8 protein-coding genes and 1 pseudogene are annotated in these 25090 nt (G+C 74.2%); 1 reads left to right on the plus strand and 8 read right to left on the minus strand.

Translation table 11 applies throughout. The features are described 5' to 3' along the window. Positions 1-41: 41 nt before the first annotated feature. The 7 genes from FSYMDG_RS09400 to FSYMDG_RS09430 all read right to left on the minus strand — a co-directional run bounded on the left by FSYMDG_RS09400 (position 42) and on the right by FSYMDG_RS09430 (position 5151). Positions 42-935 (minus strand): alpha/beta hydrolase, encoded by an 894-nt coding sequence (locus tag FSYMDG_RS09400; protein ID WP_085948548.1) that lies wholly within the window; start codon positions 933-935, stop codon positions 42-44. Between the two features lie 191 nt (positions 936-1126). Continuing rightward, on the minus strand, positions 1127-2311 hold the full coding sequence (locus tag FSYMDG_RS09405; protein ID WP_013873312.1) for a cytochrome P450: 1185 nt from the start codon (positions 2309-2311) through the stop codon (positions 1127-1129). A 35-nt stretch (positions 2312-2346) separates the two neighbouring features. Further along, complete coding sequence (locus FSYMDG_RS09410; RefSeq protein ID WP_083828215.1) at positions 2347-3186, minus strand: acyltransferase family protein; 840 nt, start codon at positions 3184-3186, stop codon at positions 2347-2349. Positions 3187-3212: 26 nt separating this feature from the next. Beyond that, a complete protein-coding gene (locus tag FSYMDG_RS28230; RefSeq protein ID WP_237702726.1) occupies positions 3213-3899 on the minus strand; it encodes an IS630 family transposase in 687 nt (228 codons plus the stop codon). Then, entirely contained in the window at positions 3884-4354 is a 471-nt protein-coding gene (locus FSYMDG_RS28235; RefSeq protein ID WP_043602714.1) for a helix-turn-helix domain-containing protein, read from the minus strand. The genes FSYMDG_RS28230 and FSYMDG_RS28235 overlap by 16 nt, the downstream gene beginning before the upstream one ends. Before the next feature lie 96 nt (positions 4355-4450). Further along, complete coding sequence (locus tag FSYMDG_RS09425; RefSeq protein ID WP_043603349.1) at positions 4451-4852, minus strand: acyltransferase family protein; 402 nt, start codon at positions 4850-4852, stop codon at positions 4451-4453. Positions 4853-4944: 92 nt separating this feature from the next. Then, entirely contained in the window at positions 4945-5151 is a 207-nt protein-coding gene (locus tag FSYMDG_RS09430; protein WP_013873313.1) for a ferredoxin, read from the minus strand. Positions 5152-5648: 497 nt separating this feature from the next. On the opposite strand from FSYMDG_RS09430, the gene FSYMDG_RS09435 reads away from it, so the two are divergent. Beyond that, positions 5649-6473: a thioesterase II family protein gene (locus FSYMDG_RS09435; RefSeq protein WP_013873315.1), complete on the plus strand. Its 825-nt coding sequence runs from the start codon at positions 5649-5651 to the stop codon at positions 6471-6473. Between the two features lie 443 nt (positions 6474-6916). Here the strand turns inward: FSYMDG_RS09435 and FSYMDG_RS28245 are convergent. Next, positions 6917-25078, minus strand: a pseudogene (locus FSYMDG_RS28245) (type I polyketide synthase); the annotation flags it as partial. Positions 25079-25090: the final 12 nt, after the last annotated feature.

Below are 25090 nucleotides of genomic sequence, written 5' to 3' on the forward strand. Positions count from 1 at the left end.
CAGCCCCGTGCCTCTCCCGGCCCGGGGCCGCCGGTGCGCGGTCAGGCCTGGAAGAGCGCTTCTCGAAGGGCGGCCGGCACGGTTTCGGTGATCCGCTGACGCAGGCCCGGCCCGACATCACCGCCAAGGCCGTGCGTGGCGCCCGGATAGTGGTGCAGCTCGACCGGGACGCCGGCCTGGATCAGGCGGAAGGCGAACAGCAGGGCCTCGTCGCGGACCGCGTCGAGCTCACCGACCGCGATGAAGGTGGGCGGCAGGCCGGCGAGGTCATCCGCCCGGGCCGGGGCGGCGACCGCCGGCACGTTGCCTGCGACATCACGCAGATAGGCGGCCCAGCATTCCCGTGCCAGCCGTGGACTGAGGTGCTGCGGCCCCCACCGCCTGCGCATCGAGGCGGTGTCGGCCTGATCGTCCAGCGAAGGTGTGACCAGGTGCAGCAGGCGGATCGCGGGGCCGCCGTGGTCGCGTACCGCGAGAGCCACCCCGGTGGCCAGCGTCCCACCCGCGCTTACGCCGCTCAGCGCGATCCGGGCGGGATCGATGCCGAGCTCGGCCGATTCGGCGGCCATCCAGCGAAGGACGGCAAGGCAGTCGTCGAACGCGGCGGGGAACGGATGCTCGGGCGCGAGCCGGTAACCCACCGAAATCACGACCGCGTCCAGCTTGACGGCCAGCGGCGCGACCAGAAAATGTACCATGTCGATGCTGCCGATCACCCAGCCGCCACCATGAATGTAGAGCACCGCCGGCAACGCGGATGTCTGGTCGCGGGGCGCATAGCGGCGGACCGGCACCCGCAGTCCCGACACCGGGTCACACGCTTCCAGATTGCGCATGTCCAGTGCCGCGGTACCGGGAAGCGGTTCCGGTTCCGCCAGCGGCAGGCGGCTTGACGCACCCCTGTTGGCGAGCAGTTCGGCTACTGTGCTCTCCACCGGCTCAACCGATGTACCCGCCACCGGCTCAGCTGATGTGCCCGTCTCCGGCCGAGCCGATGTGCCTGCCACCGACTCGGCCGGGATACGCGTCACCGATTTTCCTCCGTGAGTGTCAGCGGCGGCTCAGGCCGAGGCCATACCTGACAAGGCCATATCTGACAGGAGAATCCGCCCCGCCGCCGATGTGCTCACCACCGTACGGGCAGCTCCGCCACCGTCCGGACCATGTTGTCGCTCACACTCGGCGTCTGCGTCGGGTCGAGCTCCAGCGTCAGTCCCGGCAGCCGGGTGGTCAGGGTGGACAGCGCCACCTCCAGCTCGAGACGTGCCACTCCCGCGCCGAGGCAGAAGTGCGGGCCGTGGCCGAAGGACAGGTGGTCGCGGGCGGCGATGGGATCGCGGTCGAGGATGAACTCGTCCGGCTCACCGAACACGGCGGAGTCCACGTTGGCCCCGGCAAGGCTGGCCAGCACCGCCTGCCCGCGCTCGACCCGGCCCGAGGGGAGCTCCACGTCCTCGGTGGCGACCCGCAGCAGCGCCGTCTCGATCGGCGGGTTCACCCGCAGGATCTCCTCCACGACGGAGGGGATCAGCTCCGGTTCGGCGATCAGCCGTTCGTAGCGGCGGCGGTCGCGCAGCAGCGTCAGCACACCTCGGGCGATCGCGGACGCGGTGGTCTCGTGGCCGGCGACGATCATCGCCAGCACCATGCGGATGAGCTCCGGCTCGGTGAGCCTGTCCGCGCCGTCGCGGGCCGCGATCAGTGAGTCGATGAGGTCGTTGCCCGGCTCCGCCCGGCGCCGTGCGAGCAGGTCCTGGACGTAGGCGATGAACTCCGCGCCGGAGGCGGCGAAGGTCGCCGTCGTCCAGGTGCGGAACCTCTTCTGATCCTCACCGGTGATGCCGATGATCTCGCAGATCACCCGGATCGGGAACTGGAAGGCGAAACTGGCCACGAAGTCCACGGGCTGCTCGCTGGCGAGCAGTTCGTCCACGAGCTCGTCGGCGATCCGTTGCGCGGTGGGGCGCCAGCCGTTCACCCGGCGCACGGTGAACGAGCCGGACACGAGCCGGCGGACCAGATGGTGCCGCTCGGGCGGCATGTTCGCCAGGAAGTCCGGGTCGGCCGTGGTGGCGTCCTCGCCGGGGAAGAACGTCGGCGCGCCCGCATAGGCGAGCTGCCGGCTGAACCGGGGGTCGGAGAGGATCGTCTTGGCATCCGCATGGGTGACGCCGAGGAGCGCCGTCTGCCCGCTCGGCATCGTCACCTCGGCGAGTTCCTTGGACTGCAGCCAGGCGACCAGTTCCGGCGCCGGACTGCCGTCGCTGCCCGGATCCAGGGGCAGGGAGGGGCTTTTCCCAGCAGTGGTCATGCGGCTTCCTCCAGTGTCATCCGAAAACTATGGCATCAGGTTCCGCGGTATTCGGGGATGACGTGAGGTGTGTCCTCACTGCGCTTTTCCGCGACCGTTTCCGCGGTGGCTGCGTCCGGATTCTGCCGTTGTGCCGGCATTTTGTCGGGCCGTGCCGACCGGGGGTTGCTCCACCGGCCTACCAGGGGACGTTCGACCAGGCTGTAGAGCAGCCAGGACGCCACCAGCGCGGGAAGCAGGAGCAGGGCGGAGATCGGGAAGGACGTGGTGGCGGAGTGGCCGGAGCCGAAGCCGATGCTCTCCTGCAGGAAGTACAACGTGGGGTAGTGCACGATGTAGAGGGCGAAGGAGACCTCCCCCAGCCATGTCCAGACGCGGTTGGCGAAGATCGTGCCACGGCCGGACCGGTCCGCGGTCGCGGCGGCCGCGATCACCAGCGCGGTGGGCGCCACCGTGGGCGCGACCGTCGTGAGCGCGGTCACCGGGATCAGCAGCTGGAGCGTCAGCGTGGCGGCCAGCAGCAGCCCCGCGACGGGCAGGCTGAGCCTGATCCACCGGCCGGTGAGCACGATCCGGGCGGTGACGATACCGATGCTGAACTCCAGCAGGCGCGATGGCGGGAACGGGTAGACCAGCCAGTTCTGCCACAGCGACATGTGCATCCCCGGCAGCGGCAGCCGCGGCTGCCCGGGCAGCGCGGTGTGCGCGATGACACCGATGGCCAGGGTTCCCAGCGCGAGACCGCCGAACAGCCACCACAGCCGTTCCGGTCTGACGCGGGTGATCCCGAAGTACAGCAGGGGGAAGGAGAGATAGAAGATCAGTTCTACGCTCAGTGACCAGCTTGGGACGTTGATGCCACGCAGGATCAGCAGGTCGGGGAACTAGTAGACTGTCGCCGCTAATGTGTGGGGTATAGGTGGCGGAGTTTGGTGCGGGCGTCATCGGTGGTGAAGTGCCAGTTGACTTGGCGCTGGTTGGCGTTGACGGCTGTCTGCCAGGCGTCGAGTTCGGTGTTCAGGACGTCGAGGGTGTCGATGCGGCGGTCGAGGCATTGGCGGGTCAGGGCGGCGAGTTCGATTTCGGCGATGTTGAGCCAGGAGCCGTGTTTGGGGGTGTGGTGGATCTCGAGTCGTTGCGCGAGTGCGAACGCGACGGCCGGGTCGAAGGCCTCGTAGAGCGAGGAGATGTCGTGGGTGTTGAGGTTGTCCATGACCAGCACGACCCGTTCGGCGTCGGGGTAGTCGAGGGTGAGCAGGCGCCTGACGTGGTGTGCCCAGTCGATCCTGGTGCGCCGTGGGGTGGCCTGGACGCGGCGCCAGCCGGCGAGTGGCTCGACCCAGCAGAAGATCGAGCAGGTTCCGTGGCGCACGTACTCGGAGTCCTCGCGCCGGTCACGCCCTGGCGTGGCGGGGATCGGGTCGCGGGCGTGGGCCAACAGCTGGTAGGGCTTCTCGTCCATGCACACCACGGGCACGCCCGGGTTGTGGGGCCGGGCGTAGACCGCCAGAACGTCTTCCATCCGCGCGGCGAACTGCGCGTTCGCCCTCGGTGGGATGGTCCAGCACTTCCTCAGATGAGGACGCAACCTCGTTTTTTTAAGACCCGGCCGATGGTGGAATGGTCCAGGTCCGGGATGTCGGCGACCAGCGCGACGTGCTTTTCCAACAGCCGCAGCGACCAGCGTGCATAACCAGCCGGTGGCTGCGAGCATGCCAGCGCGATCAGTCTGGCCTCAACCTCGCCGGTCACCGGGGAAGGCACCGGGGGAAGCTCCCGTGCCTTCCGACCGATCGTGGCCCCCACATCCCCACCGGTCTCGGTGAACCGCTTCGCGACCAGCCGCAGCGTCTCACCCGAGACCCCGACCCGGACCACGAGTTCTTCTTGGGAGGCAACCGGGCCGACCGAGGTGTCCAACGCGAGCAGGACCCGCGCCCGCCGGATCATCGACGCCGGATGAACCCCCGTCGAGGTCACCCGAACCAACTCGTCACGATCAGCCTCGGTCAAGGTGACCGGCCACTTCTTCTGCGAACCCACGACACAGTCCTGACCGGCAGAGGGACGGGGAGACCTGCCAGACCCAACCCTCTCACCCAGACACAAGACACACCAGAACTAAGCAGCGACAGTCTACTAGGCGTTGAGCAGGAACAGACTGGGCACCACCTGGCCGGTGGTGATCGACGCGCCGGCCCACAGGGTGATCAGTAGCGCGAGCACCCAGGTGACCAGGTGATTGGGAACGACTTTGACCAGCCGGCGGCGCCAGAAGCGCAGGTTGGTGTCCTGTGCGCGGGCGGACACGGTGAGCACGAACCCGCTGAGCACGAAGAAGAAACCAACGCCGGCGAACCCGAACGTCATGGTCCAGTTCCGGTTCGAGCCGGGCCCGCCCGCCGCCACCGTGACATAGGCGTGGGTGATGAAGACGGCGAATGCCGCGATGAACCGGAAGCCGGTAAGCGAGGGCAGCCGCGTACCGGCGGTGCTCTTCGCACTGGTGTCGGTATTGGTGGTCTCCGTAGCGAACGCCATGGATAGCTCGTTCCTGCCGTGGACCGGCGCGCGATCTGTTGGGCTGACAGACAGTCTTCTGAGTGATCGAAAGTTTTCGGCCGGCGGGTCTTTCAGTCGGCGAGCTCGATCGCGCGGGCGGGGCACAGTTGCTGGGCTTCCCACACCTTCGCGCTCAGTTCCACGCCCGGCTCGGGATCGAGTAACGAAACCAGGCCCTCTTCGTCGTCGTGTTCAAACACCTCCGGGGCGGTGAGCACGCAGAGCCCGGCGCCGATGCACCGGTCCCGATGGGTGCTGATCCGAACGGTCCGGCTCATCCGGTCCTCGGTTCCCGGCCTGCCCGGGCCGTCATCTCGCTGGGGCTGGCGGAGACCGGCAGGCGGTACGGACAGCTTCGGCGCTCCGGCGACAGGAGCGCTTCGGCCATATCGGTCGGCAACGTGGCCTCCCCGACGAGAAGATCGTGGATTCTGGGGAAAGATGGACGGGCGGGCCCGGTAATCGGCCGTACCCAGCAGACAGTAAAAGGTGTGATGGTGTGGTATGCAATGGCGCCCATGCCGGATCCGTCTTTCTCTTAACAGGCGCTTTAGCGCCATATTGGCGCGTGGACACGGGTGCGGCCGGGCTTCAGCGCGGGGCAAGGAGCGCGTCAGCCGGCCGTTCCAGAATCAGCGGGGCCGATATGCCGGCGGCCGGCGAAGCGGATGCGTCCGGGTTGTTCCGGCCGGTGCCCGCCGACCGGCCCGGCGTCGGCCGGGGAGCTTGCGCCCGGATAAATCCGTGTGATCGGGGAGAGGTCGGTGGTGGTCCGATGGCTGGGAACACGACTGGGAACACGGAGAGGTGGCTCCGGCAGTTTCACCCGGGGCCGCCGGACGGGCCGTTGCTGGTCTGCTTTCCGCACGCGGGCGGCGCGGCGAGCTTCTACCTCCCGATGGCCAGGGCGCTGTCGGCGACCACGCGGGTGCGAGCGGTGCAGTACCCGGGGCGTCAGGACCGCCGGTCGGAACCGCCGCTGACGACCATCGCGGCCCTCGCGGACGCCCTCGCCGAGGTGCTGGACGCGTTCACCGGCCAGCAGGTGGCGTTCTTCGGCCACAGCATGGGTGCGATCGTCGGGTTCGAGGTGATCCGGCGGCTGGAGGCCGCGGGCCGGCCGGGTCCGCGGGTGCTGTTCGCCTCCGGCCGGCGCGCGCCGTCGGTACGTCGCGGGGACCGCGTCCACCTGCTCGACGACGCCGGGTTCCTCCGCGAGATCCGCGCGCTCGGCGGCACCGACCCGCGTGTCCTCGACGACCCGGAGATGCTGGCGCTGGTGCTGCCGCCCACCCGGGCCGACTACCGGGCGATCGAGACCTATGTGGGCCCGCCCGACGCGACGGTGCGCACCCCGGTGACCGTGCTCGTCGGTGACACGGACCCACACGCCACGGCGGTCGACGCCGAGCGGTGGCGCGAGCACACCGGCGGGGACTTCGACGTGCGGGTGTTCCCCGGGGGGCACTTCTACCTTGTCGACCAGCAGCAGGCGGTGACCGCGACGATCGTCGCCGCGCTGCGGGACGGGCCGGCCGCGGGCCAGCGGCCGGCGGCCGTCGGGCAATGGCGGCCTGACCGGCACCGGCCCCGCCCGTAACAACACGGTCGAGCGCGGCTGAGCCCACACCCGGCCGCCACCCGGCTGCCACACGACCGAGGTCACGTCACAGGGCCGCCTACGGGATTCTCCTGGACGGTCGGAATGCCGGGCCGTTTCGTGCGGCTGCGGACTTCCGCCGGTCATTGCGCGCAGGGAGTGCGGGCCTGCCTGAAAACGGTCACGAAAAGAAATGAAAAATCCTGAAAAGAAAAACTGTCTCGAATAAAAGACAGTAGCCGTGGTACGCACCGCGATACGCAACGGGCCGTCCGCTCCGGGTGGAGGGGACGGCCCGTTGCCGTCGGCGGAAGCCGCCAGCGCCACTGCCACTGTCAGCGCTGCTGACAGGGCCGCTGGCGGCGTCACTGTCAGGCGGTGGGCACCGCGGGCTGGCGCTCCCCGGCGCGGTCCGCTGTCAGCTCGGCGTGCAGGAGGCGGGCCAGCCCCGCGGCCGTGGGATGGTCGAACACGGCGGTCGGTGGCAGGCGCACCCCGGTCTGCGCGTGCAGCCGGCTGGTCAGCTCCAGGGACGTGAACGAGGACAGCCCGGCGTCGATGAGACTGGCCTCGGGGTCGACCAGGTCCGCCGAGGCATGCCCGAGTATGTCGGCGATGTGCCCGCGCAGCAGTTCCACCAGCAGGTGTTCCCGCTCGACCTCGGACGCCGCGGCCAGCTCCTGCCACCACTGGCCGGTCCATGCCGCCGGCGGCGCGGCGCCGTCGGCGGCATGGCCGTCGACCGCGCCGTGACCGGCTGCCGCGTGATCGGCCGTGGTGTTGTCGGTGCCCGGGTCGTCGACGGGTTCCGCCGGCCGGAGCGGGCGGGTGGTGACCCAGTAGCGGGTGTGCTGGAAGGCGTAGGTGGGCAGCCGGACCCGGCGGGCGTCGGCGGGGATGGCCGGCGCCCAGTCCACGGCGGCGCCGTCGGCGTGCAGCCGGCCGAGGGCGGTGAGCAGCGCGCGTGGTTCCGGCCACCGGTCGCGTAGCAGCGGTACCTGGATTCCGGCGGCCGGGTCGCGCAGCGAGGCGGTTGCCAGGGCGCTGAGGGTGCCGTCCGGGCCCAGCTCGACGAACCGGGTGACGCCCAGGTCCTCCAGGGTGCGGATACCGTCCTGGAACCGGACGGTTCCCCGCAGGTGCCGCGTCCAGTAGCCGGCGGAGAGGAGATCGTCGCCGGTGGCCAGCGCGCCGGTCACGTTGGACACGACGGGGATGGCCGGCGGGGTGAACGTCAGCCGGCCGGCCTGCCGCCGGAACTCGTCGAGGACGCTGTCCAGATGAGGTGAGTGGAAGGCGTGGCTGACCCGCAGCCGGCGGGCCTTCACCCCGCGGGCGCGGAACCGTTTGGCCAGGTCCGCCACCACCTCCTCGTCGCCGGAGATGACGGTCGACGTCGGGCCGTTGACCGCGGCGACCGACACCCGGCCGGCCAGTTCCGCCAGCTCCGCCAGTTCCGCGGCGACCTCGTCCTCGGTGGCGTGCAGCGACACCATCGCGCCGCCCTCGGGAACGCTCTGCATCAGCCGTCCGCGCAGGACGACGAGAGCGGCGGCGTCGGCCAGGCTCAGCACCCCGGCCAGGTGGGCCGCGACCAGCTCGCCGACGGAGTGGCCGATCAGGTAGTCGGGCGTCAGCCCGAACGACGTGACCAGCTGGTACAGCGCGACCTCGTGGACGAACAGCGCGGCCTGCGCGAGGGCCGTCCGGTTCAGGATCGCCGTGCTCTCGGGGCGGGGCGGGGCCAGGACGAGGTCGCGCAGGGGACGGCCGAGGTGGGGATCCAGGTGGGCGGCGGCTTCGTCCCAGGCGGCGGCGAAGACGGGGTGGTGGTCGTGGAGTTCGCGGCCCATGCCGGGGCGTTGGCTGCCCTGGCCGGTGAACAGGAAGGCGGTGCGCCCCGGCCCTGCCGCCGGGCGCGGCGCGCCACGGGTCCCGCCGCCGGCGGCGACGGTGCGCAGCCCGGCGAGTGCCTCGGAGCGGTCGGCGGCGACGACGACCGCTCGGTGGGCGAACAGCGACCGGGTCGTGCGCAGCGAGTGTCCGACGTCGCGCAGGTCGAGGTCGGGGTGTGCGGTGAGGTGGGCGTGCAGGCGGGTGGCCTGGGCGTTCAGGGCGGTGGGGGTGCGGGCGGACAGCAGCAGGGGCACGGGTGGGACGGGCCGTGGCTCGGCCGTGACGGCCGAGCTGGCCGTGACAGCGGTGCCGGTATCCGCTGTCGAGGTGACGCCGTCCGCGCTGGTGGCGTGCGCGTCCGAAATATCTGATGTGCTCGAAGTGATCGAGATGCTCGGAGTACCCGGGGTGTCGAGGACGCGGGATGCGTCGCCGGGGGGTGCTTCGAGGATGAGGTGGGCGTTGGTGCCGCTGATTCCGAAGGAGGAGACGGCGGCCCGGTGCGGGTGGGTGGTGGTGGGCCAGGGGGTGGGGGTGGTGGCCAGGGTGAGGGGGGTGGTGCCCCAGTCGAGGTGGGGGGTGGGCGTGGTGCCGGTGGGGACGGTGGCCGGAATGTGGCTGTTACGCAGAGTATGCGTGGTGGTGATGATGCTGGCGATGCCGGCGGCGGCCTGGGCATGCCCAAGGGTGGCCTTGATCGTGGAGAGGAACAGTGGCTGGTCGGCCGGGCGGTGCTGGCCGTAGGTGTTGTGAAGCGCCTGGGCTTCGATGGGGTCGCCGAGGGTGGTGCCGGTGCCGTGGGTTTCGACGAGGTGGATGTCGGCGGGGGTGAGGCCGGCGTCGGCGAGGGCTGCGGTGATCACACGCTGTTGGGCGGGGCCGTTGGGGGCGGTGAGGCCGTTGGAGGCGCCGTCCTGGTTGATGGCACTGCCGCGGATGACGGCGAGGATGGGGTGGTTGTTGCGCTGGGCGTCGGAGAGCCGTTCCAGGACGATCACGCCTGCGCCCTCGCCCCAGGCGGTGCCGTTGGCGTCGGCGGAGAAGGGTTTGCAGCGGCCGTCGGGGGCGAGGCCGCGTTGGCGGGAGAACTCGATGAAGGTGGCGGGGCTGGCCATGACGGTGGCGCCGCCGGCCAGGGCGAGGGTGATCTCGCCGCGGCGTAGGGCCTGGACGGCGAGGTGGACGGCGACGAGGGAGGAGGAGCAGGCGGTGTCGATGGTCAGGGCGGGGCCCTGCAGGCCGAGGGTGTAGGCGATCCGTCCCGAGGCAACGCTGCCGGCGCTGCCCGTCACCAGGTATCCCTCGAGGGACGCCGGCGCGCTGGGCGCCAGGTGCAGCCGGGCACCGTAGTCGTCGTACATGATTCCGGCGAAGACGCCGGTGGGGGTGCCGGTGAGGGTGGTGGGGTCGATGCCGGCGTGTTCGAGGGCTTCCCAGGTGGTTTCGAGCAGGAGGCGTTGTTGGGGGTCGATGGCGAGGGCTTCGCGGGGGGAGATGCCGAAGAAGTCGGGGTCGAAGTCGCCGGCGTTGTGCAGGAAGCCGCCGTGGCGGGTGTAGGAGGTGCCGGGGTGGTCGGGGTCGGGGTGGTAGAGGTGGTTCAGGTCCCAGCCGCGGTTGGTGGGGAACTCGGTGATGGCGCTGACCCCGGAGTTGATCAGTTCCCAGAGTTCGGTGGGGGTGGTGACGCCGCCGGGGAACCGGCAGCCCGCTCCCACGATCACGATCGGGTCGTCGTCCGGCGCGGCGGAGGTGCCCGGCGTGACGACCGTAGTGGTCGTGGCGGCTGTGGCCGCTGTGTCGTCGGCCGCGGACAGGTGGTCACGTAGCAGGTACCCGGTGAGCGCCGTCGGTGTCGGGTAGTCGAAGATCAGTGCTGTCGGCAGGGTCAGTCCGGTCGCGGCGGCCAGTTTGTTGCGCAACTCGACCGCGGTCAGCGAGTCGAAGCCGAGCTCGTTGAACGTGCGGTCGGCCTCGACAGTCTCCCCGGCCGCGTAGCCGAGCACCGCCGCGACGCCGCGGTGCACCAAGGCGGCCACGGCGTCGGCCCGCTCCCGCGGGGGCAGCGCCAGCAGCCGGTCGCGCGGCGTCTGCCCGGCCAGGTCGCCGTCGGGGTCAGTGCCGGTGGTGGTGGCGGCGGGCCGCGGCCGGCGGGCGGCCACCAGGCTGCGCAGCGGGGGCGGCACGACCGAGCCCGCCGCGCTCAGCGGCGTCGGATCCAGCCGGGCCGGGACGAGCACCGGGTTCCGTGCGCCGAGCGTCGCGTCGAACAGCTCCAGCCCCTCGTCCAGGTCGAGGGGGACGACCCCGGTGCGGGTCAGGCGGGCGAGGTCGGCCCGGCTCAGGTCGGCGCCGAGCCCGGCCTCGCCGCCCCACAGCCCCCAGGCCAGGGAGGTGCCCGGCAGCCCGCGGGCCACCCGGTGGGTGGCGAGGGCGTCGAGGACGGCGTTGGCCGCGGCGTAGTTGGCCTGGCCGGCGGTGCCGAGAATCCCGGTCACCGAGGAGAACAGCGAGAAGACCCGCAGGTCCAGCTCCCGGGTGAGTTCGTGCAGGTTCCAGGCCGCGTCTACCTTCGGCCGCAGCACCGCGTCCAGCCGCTCGGGGGTGAGCGCCTCGACGATCGCGTCGTCGAGTACCCCAGCGGCGTGCACGACCGCGATCAGGGGGTGCTCCGCCGGTATGGCGGTGAGCAGTTCGCGCAGCGCGTCGCGGTCGGCGACGTCGCCGGCGGTGACGGTGACGGTGGCGCCCAGTTCGGTCAGCTCCGCGGCCAGTTCGTCGGCGCCGGCCGCGTCGCGGCCACGCCGGCTGACCAGGAGCAGGTGACGGGCACCGTGCACGGTCACCAGCCGGCGGGCGATCAGCCCGCCGAGCAGGCCGGTGGCACCGGTGACGAGCACCGTGCCGTCGTCGAGCCGGGGTGTCTCGCCCCCCGGCGCCGTCGCCGCCAGCCGGGGGACGTATGCCGTCGTGCCGCGCAGCGCGAGCTGGGGCTCGTCGAGCGGCAGATCGGCGGGTACCGGGCTGACAGCGTCCCGCGCGCCGGCTGTGCCGCCCGTACCATTCGTGCCGCCCGTACCATTTGTGCCGGCCGTACCACTCGTGCCGGCCGCGCCAGCCGCGCTGTCCACGTCGAGCAGGACGAACTGGTCGGGATGCTCGGTGGCGGCCGTGCGGACCAGCCCCCAGGCGGCGGCCGCCGCCGGATCGGTCACTTCGTCACCATTGGAGACGGAGACCGCTCCTTGGGTGACCACGATCAGGCGGGCGTCGGCCGGCCGGCTCTCGGCGTCGGCCAGCCACCGCTGGACGGCGCGCAGTGTCTCGTGGGCGGTGTGCCGGGCCGCGGCGTCCACCTCCAGCGGGCCGTCGGGTCCCGTCTCGGCCGGGTCGTGCCGCAGGTCCAGGACGGTCCAGCCGGGAGGCACCGGTGCCGATGCCGGCGCGGTGCCGGGCCGCCAGGTCAGCGGCTGCCAGGCCAGCGTGTGCAGCGAGCCGTTGCGGCCGCCGCCGGCAGCGGCGATCCGGGCCCGGTCGACCGTCGCGAGGGTCAGCGCCGCCACGGTCAGCAGCGGGCTGTCCGCACTGTCGGTGAGGGTCAGCGTGACCGTGCCGGTGCCAGCCGGGACGATCCGGACCCGCACCGTGCGCGGGAAGGCGCTGGTGTGCAGGCGGACGTCGGACCAGGCGAACGGCACCCGCGTACCGGCGCTGGCACCCTCGGCCGGGAGAGCGGCCTCGAAGGCGAGCGGGTGCAGGGCGGTGTCCAGCAGCGCCGGGTGCGGCAGGAAGCCGGGCGCGGACGTGCCGCCGTCCGGGCCCGCGTCCGCCTCGGCGGCCACGTCGGTGGCCACGTTGACGGTCACCTCGGCGTAGGCCGCCTCCCCGTCGCGCCACAGCCGGCGCAGCCCCCGGAACGCCGGGCCGTAGTCGTACCCGTGCTCGGCGAGCCGGTCGTACCCGTCGCCGATCGGGATCTCGGCGGCGGTGGCCGGTGGCCAGGGCAGCGGGCCGGAGCCGGCACCCGGCGCCGGCGGCACGGGCACGTCCGCGGCGGCGAGCACCCCGGCGGCATGCCGGGTCCACTGCGGGCGGCCCGTCCGCGGCGGGCTGGAGTGGATCGCCACCGGCCGGTCACCGGCGTCGTTCGGGGCACCCACCGTCACCTGGACGCGCACCGCCTCCCGGTCCGGCAGCACCAGCGGGCTGTGCAGGGTGAGCTCGCGCAGCGCGCCAGCGCCCACCAGCCGGGCGGCGTGCAGGGCCAGTTCGACCACGGCGGCGCCCGGCAGCACCGGGGTGCCGAACAGGGCGTGGTCGGCCAGCCACGGCGTGCCGGCCAGCGACACCGTCCCGGTGAGTACCACGCCGGCGTCCTCCGGCAGTTCGACCGCGCCTCCCAGCAGCGGATGCTCGGTGTTCCACAGGCCCAGCCCGTCCGCGTCCGGCCGGGTCGGGGCCGGGTCGAGCCAGTACCGAGCGTGCTGGAAGGCGTATGTCGGCAGCGCGGTCCGGCGGGCACCGGGCAGCGCCCGTGCCCAGTCCAGGGCGCTGCCGTGCGCGTACAGGCGGGCCAGCGCCACGGTCAGCGTCTCGGCCTCCGGCCGGCCGGAGCGCAGCGACGGCACCAGGGCCGCGGTGGCGGCCCGCTCGCCGTCAAGGCAGTCGCGCGCCATCGCGGTCAGCACCGCGTCCGGGACGACCTCCAGGAAGCTGGAGACACCCTGACCGTCCAGGTAGCGGACGCCGTCGAGGAAGCGGACGGTGCCGCGCAGCTGGGCGGCCCAGTAGTCCGCCGAGGCGAGCTGTTCGACGCCTGCCGGGCGTCCGGTCACATTGGAGATGACGGGGATACGGGGTGCGGTGACGTTCAGGGTGCCGACCACCGCCCGCAGCTCGTCGAGGACGCTGTCCATGTGCGCCGAGTGGAAGGCGTGGCTGACCCGCAGCTGGCGGACCCGACGGCCACGGTCCCGCCAGCCGGCCGCCACCCGCTGGGCGATGCCGGCCGACCCGGAGATCACGACCGCGGTCGGGCCGTTGACGGCGGCGATGTCCACCGTCCCGGTGGCGTCGGCCGAGGAGCCAGCCGAGGTGCCGGCCCGGGTGGCGGCCAGAGCTTCGGCCAGGCTGGCGGTGACCTCCTCCTCCGTCGCCTCGACGGCGATCATCACCCCGCCCGCCGGCGCGGCCTGCATCAGCCTGGCGCGGGTCGCCACCAGCGTGGCGGCGTCGCCGAGGGTCAGCGCCCCAGCCACATGGGCGGCGGCGATCTCCCCGATGGAGTGGCCGGCGACGAAGTCGGGCCGCAGCCCACGGTGCTCGACCAGCCGGAACAGCGCCACCTCCAGCGCGAACAGCGCCGGCTGGGTGTACGCGGTCTGGTCGAGCAGGGCCGCGGCGTCGCTGCCCGGCGCGGCGAACAGGATCTCCCGCAGCGGGCGGTCGAGCAGCGGGTCGAACGCGGCGATGATCTCGTCGAGCGCCGCCCGGAACACCGGCTCGGCGCGGTGGAGCTCCGCCCCGGCGTCGGGCCGCTGCGTGCCCTGGCCGGTGAACAGGACGGCGGTGCGGACCCCCCGGGCCCCGGTCTCCCGGGCGGCCAGGTTTTCCTCGCCGCGTTCCACCGCGGCCAGCCCGGCCAGCAGCGTCGCCGTGCCCCGGCCGGCGACGACGGCGGCCCGCCCGAGGCGGGCGCGGGCGGTGGCCAGCGAGAACGCGATGTCGCGGATGTCCGGCGCGGGCTGTTCGGCGACGAACCGGCGCAGCGCCCCGGCCTGGGCGCGCAGCGCCGCGTCGTCGTGCCCGGACACCACCCAGACCACCGGCGCCGTCTCGCCCGAGGCGGTGCCAGCGCTGTCGACGGTGTCGGTGCTGTCGGTGCTGTCGGTGCTGTCGGCGGCGTCGGTGGTGTCCACGTCCGTCCCGGCGGCCGGGGCGGCGGTGATCACCGCCTCGGCGCTGTCCGCGGCGGTGGGCTGCTCCAGGATGACGTGGGCGTTGGTACCGCTGATCCCGAACGACGACACCGCGGCCCGCCGGGGGCGTCCCGGCCCGTCCGGCCAGGTCACCGGCTCGGTGAGCAGCCGGACCGCCCCGGCCGACCAGTCCGCGTGCTCGCTCGGCGCGTCGACGTGCAGCGTGCGGGGCAGTTCACCGTGCCGCATCGCCTCGATCATCTTGATCACGCCGCCGACCCCGGACGCGGCCTGGGAGTGCCCGATGTTCGACTTCAGCGAGCCCAGCCAGCAGGGCTGCTCCGCCGGCCGCTGCTGGCCGTAGGTGGCCAGCAGCGCCTGGGCCTCGATCGGGTCACCCAGCCGGGTGCCGGTGCCGTGCCCCTCGACCGCGTCGACGTCGGCGGTGGTGAGCCCGGAGCTGGCCAGCGCCGCGCGGATGACCCGCTCCTGCGCCGGGCCGTTCGGGGCGGTCAGGCCGTTGCTGGCGCCATCGGAGTTCACCGCCGAGCCACGCAGCACCGCCAGCACCGGGTGGCCCGCCCGCCGGGCGTCGGACAGCCGCTCGACGAGGAGCAGACCGACCCCCTCGCTCCAGCCGGTGCCGTCAGCGCCGGTCGCGTACGACCGGCACCGGCCGTCCGGGGACAGGCCGCGCTGCCGGCTGAACTCGATGAACGTGCCCGGCGAGGCCATCACGGTGACACCGCCGGCCAGGGCCAGGTCGCACTCCCCGGCCCGGATCGCCGCCGCGGCCAGGTGCAGCGCCACCAGCGACGAGGAGCAGGCGGTGTCGACGGTGACCGCCGGCCCCTCCAGCCCGTAGACGTAGGCCAGCCGGCCCGACACCACACTGGAGGTGTTCCCGGTCAGCAGGTAGCCCTCGACGTTCTCCGGGGTGGCGGGCAGCCGGCTGGCGTAGTCGTCGTACATCACGCCGGCGAACACGCCGGTGCGGGAGCCGCGCAGCGCCGTCGGGTCCAGGCCGGCGCGCTCGAAGGCCTCCCAGGCGACCTCCAGCAGCAGCCGCTGCTGCGGGTCGGTGGCCAGCGCCTCCCGCGGGGAGATGCCGAACAGGTCGCGGTCGAACTGGTCGGCGTCGTGCAGGAACCCGCCGTGACGGGTGTAGGTCCGGCCCGGGATGTCGGGATCCGGGTCGTAGAGGGCGTCGACGTCCCAGCCGCGGTTGGTGGGGAAGTCGCTGATCGCGTCGGTGTCGGTGGCGACCAGCCGCCACAGGTCCTCCGGGGAACGCACCCCTCCGGGGTAGCGGCAGGCCGCGGCCACGATCGCTATCGGGTCGTCGGCGTCCGCGGCCGTCGCGGTGGCCCGGCGGGCCGGTGGGGCCGCCGGCTGGCCGGCCGTGACCGGCGCGGGCGCGAGCTGGGCGAGCAGGAAGCGGGCGAGCGCCGCCGGGGAGGGGTGGTCGAACACGGCGGTGGCCGGCAGCCGCAGACCGGTGGCGGTGCCCAGCCGGTTGCGCAGCTCGACCCCGGCGAGGGAGTCGAAGCCCAGGTCGCGGAAGGACCGCTGCGGGTCCAGCGGCGTACCCGGCGGATGGCCGAGGACGGCCGTCGCGGTCGCGTTCACCAGGTCGAGGACGACGCGTTCGCGCTCGTCGGGGTCTGTCGCGGCGGCCAGCTCCGGCCAGGAGCCGCCCGCCCGGCCCGCCGCGCCGGGCCGGGCCGCCGCGGCAGCGGCGGAGACGGGGGCGGGGACGAGGTCCCGCAGGACCGTCGGCGGCTCGCCCTCGATCGTCGCCGGGGTGAGCCGGGCCGGGACGAGCAGCCCGCCGCCGTGCGCGACCGCCGTGTCTAGCAGGTGCACGCCCAGGTCGGCGGGCAGCGGGGCGACGCCGCGGCGACGCCAGCGCAGCACGTCGGCGTCGGTGAGCCCGACGGCCATGCCGCCCGCGGCCGCGTCCCACAGCCCCCAGGCCAGGGCGGTGGCGGGACGCCCGTCGGCGCGCAGCGCCTGCGCGAGCGCGTCGAGGAACGTGTTCGCGGCGGCGTAGTTGGCCTGCCCGGCGGTGCCCAGCAGCCCGGAGATGGACGAGAAGAGCACGAACGCGGTGAGCGGGATGTCGCGGGTCAGCTCGTGCAGGTGCCAGGCGCCGTCGATCTTGGGGCGGAGGGCCGCGTCCAGTGCCTCGGGGGTCAGGCTGGTGACGGTGGCGTCGTCGAGGACGCCGGCCGCGTGAATGACGGCGGTCAGCGGATGCTCGGCCGGCACGTCCGCCAGCGCTGCCGCGAGCGCGGCGCGGTCGGCGGTGTCCGCCGCGGCGACGGTCACCGTGGCACCGTGTTCGGCGAGGTCAGCCACCAGCTGGTCCACCCCGGGGGTGTCGGCGCCGCGGCGGCCGACCAGCAGCAGCCGGCGGGCACCGCCGGCCACGAGATGCCGGGCGACCAGGGCGCCCAGCCCGCTGGTCCCACCGGTGATCAGTATCGTGCCGGCCGCGTCCCACGCCGGCTCGGCGGGGCCGGGGACCGCTTCCGCCCGGGAGATCCGCGGGACGTACGCCGTCCCGTCCCGCAGCGCCACCTGCTCCGGCCCGCCCGGGGTGAGCCCGGCGAGCGCGGCCGCCCACCACCTGGCGGGACCGTCCGTTACCGTTACCGGCTGGTCCGCCGGGGCGGTGGCCTCGGTGGTCACAGCAGCCTCGGTGGTCACAGCGGGCTCGGCGGCCACCGTGGGCTCGGCGGGCACCGCGGGCTCGTCGATGTCGACGAGCCCGAACCGGCCCGGATGCTCGGTCTGCGCGGTGCGTACCAGCCCCCACACGGCGGCGTTGACGAGGTCGGTCACCACGTCGCCCGGGCGGGCGGCGACCGCTCCCCGGGTGACGAACAGCAGCCGGCGGGTGCCGTCCGGGTCGGCGGCGAGCCAGTCGCGGACCAGCCGCAGCGCCCGCGCCGCGGTGCCGCGCGCCGCCGCCGGCAGGTCCGCGCCGGGCTCGGCCGGCGGTGCCGGCGGCACGACGACGTCCCCCTCGCCGGGGAACGTCACCTCGGCCGCCTCGGCCAGGTCGTTGGGAGACGCCAGGTCGCTGAGCAGGACGAAGCGCGGCGTGTCCGTGTCCGTGTCGGCCGAGCCAGCCGCGTCCGCCGCGTCCGCGGAGCCGGCTGAGGAGGCGGCGCCGAGGCTGGCACCGGCGCCGGGGAGGTCCGCTGGACGCCAGGTCAGCGTGTGCAGCGCGGTGGCCAGGTCGAGCCCGGACCGGCCGAGCCGCTGCCGGGACACCGGGCGCAGCACGACCGAGGCGATCTCGCCGACGGGCGCGCCATCCTGGTCTAACAGCGCGAGAGCGAACGCGTCCGGCCGGATTCGCGTTGCCGTCACGCGGAGCACGTCCGGTGCCACGGCGGGCAGCCGGGCTCCGCTCCAGGAGAAGGGCAGGGCGATGTCGCTGCCCACCTGCTGTGGCGCGAGCTCGAGCACCAGCGGGTGCAGGGCCGCGTCGAGCAGCGCCGGGTGGACGCCGAACCCGTCGCTGTCCGCCGTCGCGGCTTCGGGCAGCGCAACCTCGAAGCGCAGCGTGTCCCCGTCCCGCGCCAGCCGGCGCAGGCCGGTGAACGCCGGCCCGTACTCGTAGCCGTGCTCGGCGAGGCGCCGGTAGGCGGCGTCCAGCACCGCGCCGTCCGGCTCCGGCCAGTCCGCCCCGGCAGGGGGCGTCGGAGCGGACAAGCTGTCGTCCGCTCCGACGGCGGTGAGCACTCCGGAGGCGTGCCGGGTCCAGGCGGACGCGCCGGCCGGCGCCGGCCCGGTGCCGGTGGCGCCGTCCGCGCCGGCGCTGCCGCCGGTACCGGTGGACGGCGTGGGGCCGTCCACCCGGGCGTGGATGTCGACGGGGCGGCGGCCGGCCGAGTCCGGGCGGCCGACGGCGACCTGCAGGCGTACGGCGGCGTCGGCCGGCAGCGCGAGCGGCTCCTCCAGGGCCAGGTCGGCCACGACGGGGTAGCCCACCCGGGTGCCCGCGGCCAGGGCCAGGTCGAGCAGGACGGTCCCGGGCAGCAGCACCCGGCCGTCGATGACGTGGTCGGCCAGCCATGGCCTGCTCGCGCGCGAGACCCGGCCGGAGAACACCGCCTCGTCCCGGTCCGCGAGGTCGAGGCGCAGGTCGAGCAGCGGGTGTCCGGCGGCGTCGGGGCCGGCTGTCGAGGCGGGGGCAGTCAGCCAGTACCGCTGCCGGGTGAACGGGTAGGTCGGCAGGTCGACCCGGCGGGCGCCGGGGAACAGCGCCCGCCAGTCCGGCGCGGTCCCGTTCGCCCACAGCGTGCCCAGGGCGGCGGTGACCGTCGCGTCCGCCGGCCGGTCGGGGCGCAGCAGCGGGACGGCCACGGCGTCGGCGGCCGTGGCGCTGATGGCCTGTCGGGCGGCGGCGGTCAGCGTCGCGTCCGGCCCCAGCTCCAGGTAGGTCCGCACGCCGCGGGCGTCGAGGTCGCGGATGGCGTCGTGGAAGCGCACGGTGCCGCGCAGCTGGGCGACCCAGTAGTCCGGCGAGGTGAGCTCCTCGTCGGTGGCGAGGGCGCCGGTGGCGGTGGAGACGATCGGGATACGCGGCGGGTGGAAGCTCAGAGCGGCGGCGACGGCGCGGAACTCGGCCAGGACCGGGTCCATGTGCCCCGAGTGGAAGGCGTGGCTGACCCGTAGCCGGCCGGTCCGCCGGCCCTGTTCCCGCCAGTGCGCGGCGACCCGTTCGACCGCGTCGGCGTCCCCGGAGACGACGACGGCGTTCGGCCCGTTCACGGCGGCCAGGTCGACGACCGCCCCGGCGCCGCTCCCGGCGTCACGGCCAGTGTCCGAGCCGGCGTCCGAGTCGGCGGCACCGTTGGTGTCCGACCTGGTGGCACCGTCGGCGTCCGACCTGGTGGCATGTTCGGCGTCCAGTTCGGCGCGCAGGGCGGCGATGCTGTCGCGCACCTCCCGCTCGGTCGCGGCGATGGCGATCATCGCGCCGCCCGGCTGGCCGGACTGCATCAGCCGGCCACGGGCGACGACCAGCGTCGCGGCGTCGGGCAGCGACAGCACACCGGCGACGTGGGCGGCGGCCAGCTCCCCGATGGAGTGCCCGACGAGCAGGTCGGGCCGGACCCCCAGCCCCTCGGCGAGCCGGAACAGCGCCACCTCCAGCGCGAACAGCGCCGGCTGGGTGTAGGCGGTCCGGTTCAGCAGGGCCGCTTCCGGGGCGTCGGGGGCCGCGAAGATCAGCTCCGCCAGCGGACGGTCGAGATACCGGTCGAGCGCGGCGAGGACCTCCGCCAGCGCGTCGGCGAAGACCGGTGAGCGCTCCCACAGCTCCCGGCCCATGCCGGGACGCTGGGAGCCCTGGCCGGCGAAGAGGAACGCGGTCGGGCCGGTGGCGTCGGGGACCCGGCCACGGATCACCCCCGCGTCGGCGCTGTCGCGGGCAAGCGCGTCGAGGCCGGCGAGCAGCGTTACGCGGTCGGCGCCCGGCACCGCGGCGCGCACCGGCAGGCCGGCCCGGGAGGTGGCCAGCGAGAAGGCGATGTCGTCGACCGGTGTCGTCGGGTTCGCGGTGGCGAAGGCATGCAGGCTACGGGCCTGCGCCCGCAGCCCGGCCTCGTCACGGGCCGACAGCGGCCACAGCGACAGGGACGGGACGGCTGGGCCGCGGGTGTCCATGGCCCTGTCTGTGACCCCGTCCGAGATCCCGTCCGGAGCCACGTCCGGGGCCGGTTGGCCTGGCTCGGCAGCGGCGGCCGGGGCCTGGTCGAGCACCGGCGCGGGCACCGGTTCGGGGGCACCCGGCGCCTCCTCGATGATGACGTGCGCGTTGGTGCCGCTGATCCCGAAGGATGACACCGCCGCCCGCCGCGGCTCGGCGCCGGCCGGCCAGGCAACCGGCTCCGTCAGCAGCCGTATGTCACCCGATGACCAGTCCACGTGCGGGGACGGGGCGTCCACGTGCAGGGTGCGCGGCAGCTCGCCGCGCCGGAGCGCGCCGATCACCTTGATCACGCCGCCGATGCCGGCCGCCGCCTGGGTGTGCCCGATGTTCGACTTCAGCGAGCCCAGCAGCAGCGGCCCACGCTCCCCCCGGCCCTGGCCGTAGGTCGCGAGGATCGCCCCGGCCTCGATCGGGTCGCCGAGGGTCGTCCCGGTGCCGTGCGCCTCGACCACGTCGACCTGGGCCGGGGTGAGGCCCGCGCCGGCGAGCGCGGCCCGGATCACCCGCTCCTGCGCCGGCCCGCTGGGGGCGGTCAGCCCGTTGCTCGCCCCATCCGAGTTCACCGCCGACCCCCGCAGGACGGCGAGCACCGGGTGGCCGAGCCGGGTCGCGTCGGAGAGGCGTTCGAGCACCACGATGCCGACGCCCTCGGACCAGCCGGTGCCGTCGGCCGCGGCGGCGAACGCCTTGCAGCGCCCGTCGGCGGCCAGCCCCCGCTGGCGGCTGAACTCGACGAACATCCCCGGGGTGGACATCACCGCCACCCCGCCGGCCAGCGCCAGCGAGCACTCGCCCAGCCGCAGCGCTCCCGCGGCCAGGTGCAGCGCGACAAGCGACGACGAGCAGGCGGTGTCGACGGTCACCGCGGGGCCTTCCAGGCCCAGGGTGTAGGCGACCCGGCCGGAGATCACGCTGGTGGCCCCGCCGGTGAGCAGGTAGCCGGCGGAGCCGTCCGCCGGCTGGTGCAGGCGCGGCCCGTAGTCCACGGGGGAAGCACCGACGAACACGCCGGTGCGGCTGCCGCGCAGCGAGACCGGATCGATGCCGGCGCGTTCCACCGCCTCCCAGGACGTTTCCAGCACCAGCCGCTGCTGCGGGTCCATGGCGGCGGCCTCGCGTGGCCCGACGCCAAAGAAGGCGGCGTCGAACCGGTCGGCGTCGGCCAGGAAGCCACCGGCGCGCACGTAGGAGCTGCCCGGCTGGTCGGGGTCGGCGCCGAACAGGGCGGCGAGGTCCCAGCCCCGGTCGGTCGGGAAGCCGGAGATGGCGTCGGTGCCGGCCGCCACGAGATCCCAGAGGTCCTCCGGCGTGGCGACCGCGCCCGGATAGCGGCAGCCGATGCCCACGATCGCGATCGGTTCGTCCGCGGGCCCGGGTTCGCCCGGCCCGTCGGTGGGCGGCGCCGCCGTGCCGGCGGCACCGGTGGCGCTGTCGCCGGCGAGCGCGTCGGAGAGATGGCGGGCCAGCGCCGCCGGGGTCGCGTGGTTGAAGGTGACGGCGCTGTCCAGCCGCAGCCCGGTCGCCGCGGCCAGCCGGTCGCGCAGTTCGACGGCGCCGAGCGAGTCGAAGCCGAGCTCCCGGAAGGTGTGGCGCGCGTCGATCTCGTCCGTCCCGACGTGGCCGAGCACCAGGGCGACGGTGGTACGGACCAGGTCGAGCAGGCGCCGTTCCCGCTCGGCGCCGGCGAGCCCGGCCAGCCGGGCGGCCCGGTCGGCGGCCGGCGTCGCCGTGGTCCCGCCGACGCCGGTGGTGACGTCCGCGGCGCTCCCGGCGTCCGCGCCGTGCGCGGCCGCCGCGGCGGCGATGCCGGCCACGGGTGCCTCGACGGTCGGCCCGGTGGCGGGCCCGGTGGTGGGCCCGGCAGTGGACACAGTGGTGGGCCCGGCGGTGGGCGTGCTGATCCAGTGCCGGCGCCGCTGGAAGGGGTAGGTCGGCAACTCCACCCGCCTGGTCGGGTGGCCGCGCCGGCCGGCCACCGCCGGCCAGTCCACCGCGGTGCCGGCGGTGAAGACGGTCGCCACCGCGGTCACCAGCGACTCCGGCTCACCGCGGCCCCGGCGCAGGGCAGCGGCCAGTACCGGCTCGTCCGCCGGCCCGTCCACCGGTCTGTCCGTGATGTCCCGCAGCACCTCGCGGGTGAGCGCGGTGAGCGCGGTGCCGGGGCCCAGCTCCAGGAATGTGGTCACGCCCTCGGCGGCGAGGGCGCGGATGCCGTCGCCGAACCGGACCGGCCGCCGGACGTGGTCGACCCAGTAGTCGGCCGTGGTCAGGTCACCGGGGCCGGCCGGCGCGCCGGCAACGTTGGAGATCACCGGCAGGGTGGGTGCCGCGAACGTCAGCTCCGAGGCGACCTGCCGGAACGCCGGCAGCATCGGTTCCATCAGCGGCGAGTGGAACGCGTGGCTGACGGTGAGCCTGCTGGTACGCCGGCCCTGGGCCCGGAAGTGCTCCGCGATCGCGGTGACGGCGTCCTGCTCGCCGGAGACGACCACCGCGCGGGGGCCGTTGAGGGCGCCGAAGCCGACCGTCCCGGACAGCAGCGGCGCGACCTCCTCCTCGGAGGCCTCCACCGCGACCATGGCGCCGCCGGGCGGCAGATCCCGCATCAGCGTGCCGCGCGCCACCACCAGGGCGGCCGCGTCGGGCAGCGACAGCACTCCGGCGACGTGTGCCGCGGCGAGCTCGCCCACCGAGTGCCCGGCCAGCAGGTCCGGGCGGATCCCCCAGCTCTCGACCAGCCGGTACAGCGCGACCTCGATCGCGAACAGCGCCGGCTGGGTGTACGCGGTGACGGCGAGCGTCTCCGCCGGGCCGTCGAACACCAGGTCACGCAGGGGACGGTCCAGGTGCCGGTCCAGGTGCGCGACCACCTCGTCGAAGGCGGCGGCGAAGGCGGGGAAGGCGGCGTGCAGCCCTCGGCCCATGCCCGGGTACTGGCTGCCCTGCCCGGAGAACAGCACGGCCAGCTTTGCCGGCCCGCCGTCGGCGGTACGCCGGCTCCGGCCACGGATCACGCCCGCGGCCGGCTGGTCGTCCGCGAGCGCGCGCAGGCCGGCCCGCAATGCGCCGCCGGTGCGCCCGATGACGACCGCGCGTTCCTCGAACGCCGTCCTGGTGGTCGCCAGCGCCACGGCCACGTCCACCGGATCCACCGTGCCCGCTGGATGGCTCACCGGATGGCCCGCCAGATCCGTGCCCGCCGGCTCCGGCGGGGCGTCCGCTGACTCCGCCGGGCCAGGCTGCTCCGGGCGCGCGCTGTCGGGGCCGGCGTCGTCACCGCGCTGGTCGTCGACGGGCTGGTCCTCGGCAAGCTGGTCGGCAAGCTGGTCCGCGAGGCGCCCGGCGGCGGTGCGCAGGGCGTCCGTGCCCCGGGCGGAGACCACCCAGGGCACCACGGCGGGAACCGGCCGCGACACCACGGCCGGTTCTGAGGCGGTGTCCGTTTCCGCAGCGGCGGCCGGCTGCGAGGAGGTAGCCGGTTGTGAGATGACGGTCGGTGGTGAGCTGACCGAGGGTGAGCTGACAGAGGGCGAGCTGCCAGAGCCGGCCGGACGGGCAGTCGGACGCCGCCCGGGCGCCGTCTCGGCGGGGTGGCCCGTCACCGCCGGCGGCGCGGACACCACGACGTGGCAGTTCGTCCCGCCCATGCCGAAGGAGCTGACACCGGCGAGCGCCGGCCTGTCCCCGGCGGCCCGCGGCCACTCGGTCAGGGCGGTCTGCACTCGCAGGTTCAGCTCGTCGAGTGGGATGCGCGGATTCGGCCGGACGAAGTTCAGGTTCGGTGGGATCTCGCCGTGGTGCAGGCTCAGCGCCACCTTGAGCAGCCCGACGATGCCGGCGGCACCCTCGAGGTGGCCGACGTTCGTCTTGGCCGAGCCGACCAGCAGCGGCGAGCCGGCGGGCCGGCCGCGGCCGAGCACAGCGGCGAGGGCCGCCGCCTCGATCGGGTCACCCGCCGCCGTGCCGGTGCCGTGCAGCTCCACGTAGTCGACCGTGCGGGGGTCGACGCCGGCCTGCCGGTACGCCTCGCGCAGCGTCTCCGTCTGCCCCTTCAGCCCGGGGACCGTCAGACCCTCGGTGGCCCCGTCGTTGACGACGGCGCCGCCGCGGATGACGCAGTAGATCGGGTTGCCGGCCGCGAGCGCGCTGCACAGCGGGCGCAGCACGACCACCCCGCCGCCCTCGCCGCGGACGTAGCCGTTGGCCCGCTCGTCGAAGGTGTAGGACCGGCCGTCCGGTGACAGCGCGCCGAAGCGCCAGGCGGCCAGGGTGCCCTCCGCGGTCAGGGCGAGGTTCACCCCGCCGGCCAGGGCGAGGTCGCTCTCGCCGCGGCGCAGGCTCTCCACGGCCAGGTGCACGGCGACCAGCGCGGACGACTGCGCCGAGTCGACCACCAGGCTCGGCCCGTGCAGGCCCAGCAGGTAGGACAGGTGGTTGGCGATGACACCCCGGTTGATCCCGGTGATGCTGTGCCGGTTGAGAGCACCCGGCCCGCCGCGGTCCACCAGCGCCGCGTAGTCGTTCCAGGTGGCGCCGATGAACACCCCGGCGCGGCTGCCGGCGAGCCGGCCCGGCACGATCCCGGCGTCCTCCAGCGCCTCCCAGCCGAGTTCCAGCGTCAGCCGCTGCTGCGGGTCCATCGCGGCGGCCTGGGCCGGGGAGAGCCCGAAGAAGGGCGCGTCGAAGGCGTCCACTCGGTCGAGGAAGCCACCGCGGCGGGGCATCCCGTCGAAGGCGGGGTCGGCCGGGATGGTCCACCGGCCCTCCGGGACGTCGGTGATCGCGTCCCGGCCCTCGCGCAGCAGCCGCCACAGCGCCGCGGGGTCGGGCGCCTGCGGCAGCCGGCAGGCCAGGCCGACGACGGCGATGTCGTCCGGGGAGCCGTTCACGATGCCGTCCACCGGGGCACCTCCAAAGTCATCCGCGGGGGCGTTCCGGCTGGCGGAGCCGGCCTCGGCGGGGACGGCGTGGGGGACGCCGGTGTCGAGGCCGGCGCTGTCGGCGGCGCCGTTGGGGGCACCCGTGGGAACGGGGCGGATCTGCTGGCGGTGCTCGGTACTCATCGGTGGGATCGC

The organism is Candidatus Protofrankia datiscae, assembly GCF_000177615.2.
Taxonomy (GTDB): Bacteria; Actinomycetota; Actinomycetes; order Frankiales; family Frankiaceae; genus Protofrankia; species Protofrankia coriariae.

Bases quoted from the DNA above. Each gene is read 5' to 3' on its own strand.
- FSYMDG_RS09405 (WP_013873312.1), bottom strand. From the start codon at position 2,311: ATGACCACTGCTGGGAAAAGCCCCTCCCTGCCCCTGGATCCGGGCAGC.
- FSYMDG_RS09430 (WP_013873313.1), bottom strand. From the start codon at position 5,151: ATGAGCCGGACCGTTCGGATCAGCACCCATCGGGACCGGTGCATCGGC.
- FSYMDG_RS09435 (WP_013873315.1), top strand. From the start codon at position 5,649: ATGGCTGGGAACACGACTGGGAACACGGAGAGGTGGCTCCGGCAGTTT.
- FSYMDG_RS09425 (WP_043603349.1), bottom strand. From the start codon at position 4,852: ATGGCGTTCGCTACGGAGACCACCAATACCGACACCAGTGCGAAGAGC.